This window comes from Sporomusa sp. (assembly GCF_035561155.1).
Taxonomy (GTDB): domain Bacteria; phylum Bacillota; class Negativicutes; order Sporomusales; family Sporomusaceae; genus Sporomusa.
The window spans coordinates 1-5665 of the sequence record NZ_DATMYD010000069.1; the positions used below are offsets into that span (position 1 = coordinate 1).

Consider the following 5665-nt stretch of genomic DNA (forward strand, 5'->3'; position numbering starts at 1 on the left):
TGTCCACTTTGATCATCCTTTTTTACCTGCTTTGCTTGGTCTAGTCAACTCTAGCTTAGCAGGTTTAATGATCAAGGTGGTCAAGTTTTTCTCTAGCAGTTTGCTCTTATGTGGTCAAGTTTTATGATAGCAAAATCACACATGCTTAGTGATGATATACATCAAGCGATTCAACGCTATGCCGAAATGGTTCTGCAAGAACCAAAAGATTCTGCAGATATAATGAAATTATGGGCGCATGAATCAATAGAACCCATTATTGTGGATGAACCTACGCATATAGTATGTGTCAATGAAACCGACCTCTTAGCAGAAAAGCAGACGCTGGAGGAAATTGCAAATTATACAGCAGAAGAAATGCAGGTTCCTTTAGGCCAATTGCTTGGAGACTGTCGAATTCGAAAAGTTGTTGAAGCCAGAAATATTCTAATCTACCGAGCGGTAGAATCTCAAGTATGTACTAAAGCAGAGCTTGCCAAAAAGTTGGGGATTGATCCAGCCGCGATTACCCGCGGTTATCAGCGAGTGAAGGCAAGTACAGCCACGTAAATAAGTCAATTTTACTAATAACGCAAGCCTGACCCTTATAGCAACTCTGTACTAAAGCAGAGCTTGCCCAAAAGTTGGGGATTGACCCAGCTGCGATTACCCGCGGTTATCAGCGAGTGAAGGCAAGTATAGCTACGTAAATAAGTCAATTTTACTAATAACGCAAGCCTGACCCTTAACGTTACTTTGACCCTTAACGTTGCTTAACGTTGCAGCAACAAAAAAACTAGCGCCTACCCGGGCCCGAGTAGGAGCTAGCCTTGTCTACTTAGCACGACTTAAATGCATGATAGCCTCACCATGCTCACCGGTCTTGCGAAGAAGGAATGTCATATCACCAGCCATTGAGTACATGTTTGCATTAATCCTAGTCACTGTCCGTTCCAAGCTGTCCACTTTTTCGTTAATCTGGTTCACCTTGCCTGTCAATTCAGCCAGGTTATGGCCTAACCCATGTATCTGGGCACCGATCTCCTCATGCCAGTGTCTCAAGCCCATAGTAACCTTAATACTTTCGTCAAGCTTACCCTCGACAACATCAAGCCTTTCTTCCAACTTGTCCAGTCGCCCCTCCACCTTGTCCAGTCGATTATCAATCGTGCCTAGCTTTGCGAAAATCTGCTTCTGCCCCTCAAAAAGTTGCTTCTGTCCCTCGAACAGTTGGTTTTGGCCAGCTAGTAGCTGTTGTAATATTTCCTCCATCTTCACACCCCTTTTTACCATAGCACGTTATTTTGTTTTATTATAGCATAAATCGTCGTCTCAGTCAGTAAACGGGGTCCAGGCCTTATTATTTCCTATTGGTAATGCCGCTTTTTTGGTATAATAAAATAAAAAGAATTGGTGGTGCGAGGTATGTCGGATATGTTACGGGAAGCTATTATGCCATATAGCCTGCCTGATAAAAAAATATATACATATGAGGACTATGCCAAGCTGCCTGAAGGGGCAGGCTATCAACTTGTTGGAGGGGAGATTATTGTGACACCGGCACCGGGAAGAAGACATCAACGGCTTGTGTTGAGATTAGTTAAGTTGTTTGATGATTATGTCGAATGTAAAAATTTAGGTGAAGTAGCCGTTGCCCCTAGGGATGTTTATTTAGGGCCCCACGAAACTTATCAACCTGATATTTTATTTATTGCTAAAGACCGGATTGATATTTCGGCTGAGGATAAAGTTAATGGTGCGCCGGATTTAATTGTGGAGATTTTGTCACCTTCAACTGCTTACTATGATCTTCGCAAAAAATACCGCGTGTACGAAAAATACGGTGTTAAAGAATATTGGATTGTTGATCCTGAAGAGAAGAGTATTGAAATATACAATTTGACTGATGGTCAGTTTCATTTAACTGTACGCCAAGTAGATGCAGGTGAAACGGCTTCAAGTCTATTGCCAGGTTTTACAGTGCACCTTGATATACTTTTTAAGGATATTTAAGACCAATTTTGTTAATTTTAACCAATTTTTCAAACCCTATGAAAATATATGCTTGCTTTTTTCGGGTAGCAAACCTATAATTTAATATAAGAACCAATTTGCTTAGGTCTGTGGTTGAAAGTCGATGCCAGTCGCAGGCGAAACGACCCACGTAAGGAGCCCAAAGCGGCTTTGAGCATGGTGCGGCTTAGAGGTAAGTCCTGCCGGTCCCAGGAACAGACGGTTATTAAGTTAAAGTTTGACCGAGAGGAACTGTAGTGAGGGGTTAAATCCTATTAGCGAAATTCCCAGCAGGCGGGTGTGGGGTCAAAGACCAGGTCGGCTAAGCAGTGGTTTTTAAATTCATAAGGTGAGGGGATTTCGTTAATGGCTTTTCAGGACAGAACTCTTAAGTGCAAGGACTGTGGAATAGACTTTATTTTCACAGCAGGAGAGCAGGAGTTTTACGCAGAAAAAGGTTTTGAAAACGAACCTGCCCGTTGTCGTGAATGTAGGGGCAACAGAAGACGCAGCCGCGATGGTGGCGAACCTCAGACAACACAGCGGGAGATGCATGAAGCAGTATGTGCCGAATGCGGTGTAACAACTCAAGTTCCATTTAAACCTCGCAATGATCGTCCTATTTATTGCCGTGACTGCTTTATCGCCAAAAAAGAGCAATAGTACATATAGAATATATTGCGACAACCAATGCCCGGGATCTTATATCCCGGGCTTTTAGTTTTGGGAAAAAGAGTATTGAGTGTGGACATATTGGGAAATTGTGCGTAGTTTGTGTACGTGAATACCCTTGTCTATGTATACATGTTAAACTACTTGTCTAATTATACATAGAACCGTATAATTATTACATGATCTTTTAACACTTTTTAAGGGGGTTACATACGTGTCTAAAAAACTGATTGCCTTATCCGTTCTAGTTATGTTTGTTTTGGCGTTCGGACTTGCCGGCTGTGGTCAACAGTCATCCAAGCCTGCTGAGCAGCCTAAAGCCAAAGTGCTCAAAGTCGGCTCTGATACCGCGTTTGCTCCGTTTGAGTTCCAAGATGAGAAAACGAAAGATTATGTTGGTTTTGACATGGATCTGATCAAAGCTCTTGGCAAGCAAATGGGCATGGAGGTTCAAGTGCAAAGTATGAACTTTGACGGACTTATCCCTGCGCTGGAAGCTGGCAACATTGATGCCACTATTTCGGCGATGACCATTACCGATGAGCGGGCTAAGAAGGTTAACTTCACCAAGCCTTATTACAAATCCGGTCTTTCTATGGTAGTAAAGGCTGACAATAATAGCCTGAAAACCTTTAAAGATCTTGAAGGCAAGCGCATTGCCGTACAAATTGGCACTACCGGTGCTGATGAAGCCAAAAAGATTAAAGATGCCAAAATCCGTGAGTTTAACACTGCTCCTGAAGCCTTTATGGAACTTAAAGCCGGCGGCGTAGATGCAGTTGTCAATGACCTGCCTGTTAACGAATATTATATTGCTCAGGCTGGTGGCAAAGATGCTAAAACTGTGGGCGAGCCGCTCACTTCAGAAGATTATGGTATTGCTACTTCCAAGAAAAACACAGAGTTAGCTGACAAAATCAACAAAGCTCTGGAAGAACTTAAGAAAAACGGCGAGTATGAAAAAATCTACGTGAAGTGGTTTGGCAAGAAACCTCCCCAATAGAGGCTAAGACTATGCAACGGCGCGATACTTCGCGCCGTTTTTTATGCTTAAAAAACTTATTGACACTCACTGCCTGTCCGCATATAATTGTCATGTGATTTTATGCAACCTTATACATTTTAATTAAGGGTGAGGAATTTGAATTTTGATTTTGATTTAATTGTCCGCTCGTTTCCACTGCTCCTTATGGGTGCCGGTGTTACAGTGCAAATTACGGCGCTTAGTGTTAGTTTTGGCTTGCTTATTGGTATGTTTGTCGGCATGGCCCGGCTGTCACTGCTATGGCCTGTTAAAACACTGGCTGCCTTGTACGTAGACTTTATCCGGGGAACACCACTCCTGGTACAGATTTTCCTGATTTACTTTGCCTTGCCGCTTGTGGTAGGACAGCGTATTGATCCGTTTATTGCTGCGATTACGGCCTGCAGTGTTAACAGCGGGGCTTATGTTGCTGAAATCTTCCGGGCTGGTATTCAATCCATTGACAAGGGACAAATGGAGGCCGGCCGCTCGCTTGGCATGACCTGGGCCCAGACTATGCGCTACATAATTCTGCCCCAGGCATTTAAACGCATTATTCCGCCCCTGGGCAATGAGTTTATCGCAATGCTTAAAGATTCATCGCTGGTGTCGGTAATCGGCTTTGAAGAGCTCACACGACGCGGACAGCTCATCATTGCCCGTACCTACGGCTCATTTGAAATCTGGCTCACAGTGGCTTTTATTTACCTCGTAATGACCTTTACCATATCCCGCTTTGTGGATTATCTTGAGCGGAGGTACAAGACTGATGATAAGCATTAAAAATCTTCACAAAAAATTTGGCAAATTGCATGTTCTCAAAGGTGTTAATACTCATATTAGCGAGCAAGAGGTTGTTGTTATTATTGGCCCCAGCGGCTCAGGTAAGAGTACGCTGCTTCGCTGCATTAACTATCTGGAGCAGCCAACTGAGGGCGAAATTATTGTTGATGGCATTCCTCTTACCAATGAGGCGAATATTAATAAAGTTCGGGAAGAAGTAGGCATGGTTTTTCAGCGTTTCAACCTGTTCCCTCATATGACAGTATTGCAAAATATTGCTTTGGCGCCGCTCAAAGTCCGGAAAATGCCGCGAGACGAAGCGGAGAAGATTGCCCTCAACCTGCTTGAAAAGGTTGGACTTGCTGATAAGGCCAACGCTTATCCTGAGCAGCTGTCTGGCGGCCAGCAGCAGCGGGTGGCTATCGCCCGGGCACTGGCTATGAAGCCCAAAGTGATGCTGTTTGATGAACCTACCTCAGCCCTTGATCCTGAGATGATTAAAGAGGTCTTGGATGTTATGAAAACTCTGGCCAATGAGGGCATGACCATGGCTGTTGTTACCCATGAAATGGGCTTTGCCCGCGAGGTGGGCGACAGAGTAATCTTCATGGACGAAGGCCGGATAGTCGAAGAAGGCACGCCGGATGAGGTCTTTTTGCATGCTAAGGAAGAGCGGACTCAGGCCTTCCTCTCTAAGATATTGTAAAATTGACATTGCTGTAAATATATGTTATACTTCCACTTGTGACTGCAAAAAGGCAGTCTGTAGTTTATCTTAGGAGGAGTTTCACATGATTGGTAAAGTTAAGTGGTTTAGCGCAGAAAAAGGTTACGGATTCATTGAGAGAGAAGATGGCGGCGACGTATTCGTACACTTCTCGGCTATTCAAGATCAAGGTTTCAAAACCCTGAATGAAGGCCAACAAGTTGAATTTGAAATCGTTGATGGTGCTCGCGGACCGCAAGCCAGCAACGTATATAAAGCTCAATAACATAAATCACATAAACTATACCCGGCGATACTAAGTATCGCCGGGTTTTAATTTATCCTGAAGAGTCTGCTTAAAAACCCTCTTGTTTTTCACCGATTTTGAAAGAAAAAAGGTCTTAGCCGTCGAATACTACTAGTAAAGACAGGTAGAAAGAGGGTTGAGTGATGTTCCGCTGGGATCATGTACAAACTAGTTTTTACAA

The 5665-nt window shown here is 43.6% G+C and carries 8 protein-coding genes; 7 read left to right on the plus strand and 1 reads right to left on the minus strand.

The features are described from left to right. The first annotated feature begins 123 nt into the window (after window positions 1–123). Window positions 124–549: a hypothetical protein gene (locus VN447_RS07975; RefSeq protein ID WP_325524523.1), complete on the plus strand. Its 426-nt coding sequence runs from the start codon at window positions 124–126 to the stop codon at window positions 547–549. A gap of 264 nt (window positions 550–813) precedes the next feature. Here the strand turns inward: VN447_RS07975 and VN447_RS07980 are convergent, their stop codons facing one another. Beyond that, a complete protein-coding gene (locus VN447_RS07980; RefSeq protein WP_325524525.1) occupies window positions 814–1251 on the minus strand; it encodes a hypothetical protein in 438 nt (145 codons plus the stop codon). A gap of 153 nt (window positions 1252–1404) precedes the next feature. Here VN447_RS07980 and VN447_RS07985 point away from each other — a divergent pair, with 153 nt between their 5' ends. From VN447_RS07985 to VN447_RS08010, 6 genes are all read left to right on the plus strand, one after another. After that, a complete protein-coding gene (locus VN447_RS07985) occupies window positions 1405–1992 on the plus strand; it encodes a Uma2 family endonuclease (protein WP_325524527.1) in 588 nt (195 codons plus the stop codon). A gap of 366 nt (window positions 1993–2358) precedes the next feature. Then, window positions 2359–2655: a zinc-ribbon domain containing protein gene (locus VN447_RS07990; RefSeq protein ID WP_325524529.1), complete on the plus strand. Its 297-nt coding sequence runs from the start codon at window positions 2359–2361 to the stop codon at window positions 2653–2655. Between the two features lie 223 nt (window positions 2656–2878). After that, the gene (locus VN447_RS07995; protein WP_325524531.1) at window positions 2879–3667 is read left to right on the plus strand and encodes a basic amino acid ABC transporter substrate-binding protein; all 789 of its coding nucleotides are present in this window, start codon (window positions 2879–2881) and stop codon (window positions 3665–3667) included. 138 nt (window positions 3668–3805) lie between these two features. Then, window positions 3806–4471: an amino acid ABC transporter permease gene (locus tag VN447_RS08000; RefSeq protein ID WP_325524533.1), complete on the plus strand. Its 666-nt coding sequence runs from the start codon at window positions 3806–3808 to the stop codon at window positions 4469–4471. Then, window positions 4458–5177 carry an amino acid ABC transporter ATP-binding protein gene (locus VN447_RS08005; protein WP_325524535.1) on the plus strand — a complete coding sequence of 240 codons (720 nt, stop codon included), beginning with the start codon at window positions 4458–4460 and terminating at the stop codon, window positions 5175–5177. The genes VN447_RS08000 and VN447_RS08005 overlap by 14 nt, the downstream gene beginning before the upstream one ends. An 85-nt stretch (window positions 5178–5262) precedes the next feature. After that, on the plus strand, window positions 5263–5463 hold the full coding sequence (locus tag VN447_RS08010; RefSeq protein WP_084574156.1) for a cold shock domain-containing protein: 201 nt from the start codon (window positions 5263–5265) through the stop codon (window positions 5461–5463). Window positions 5464–5665: the final 202 nt, after the last annotated feature.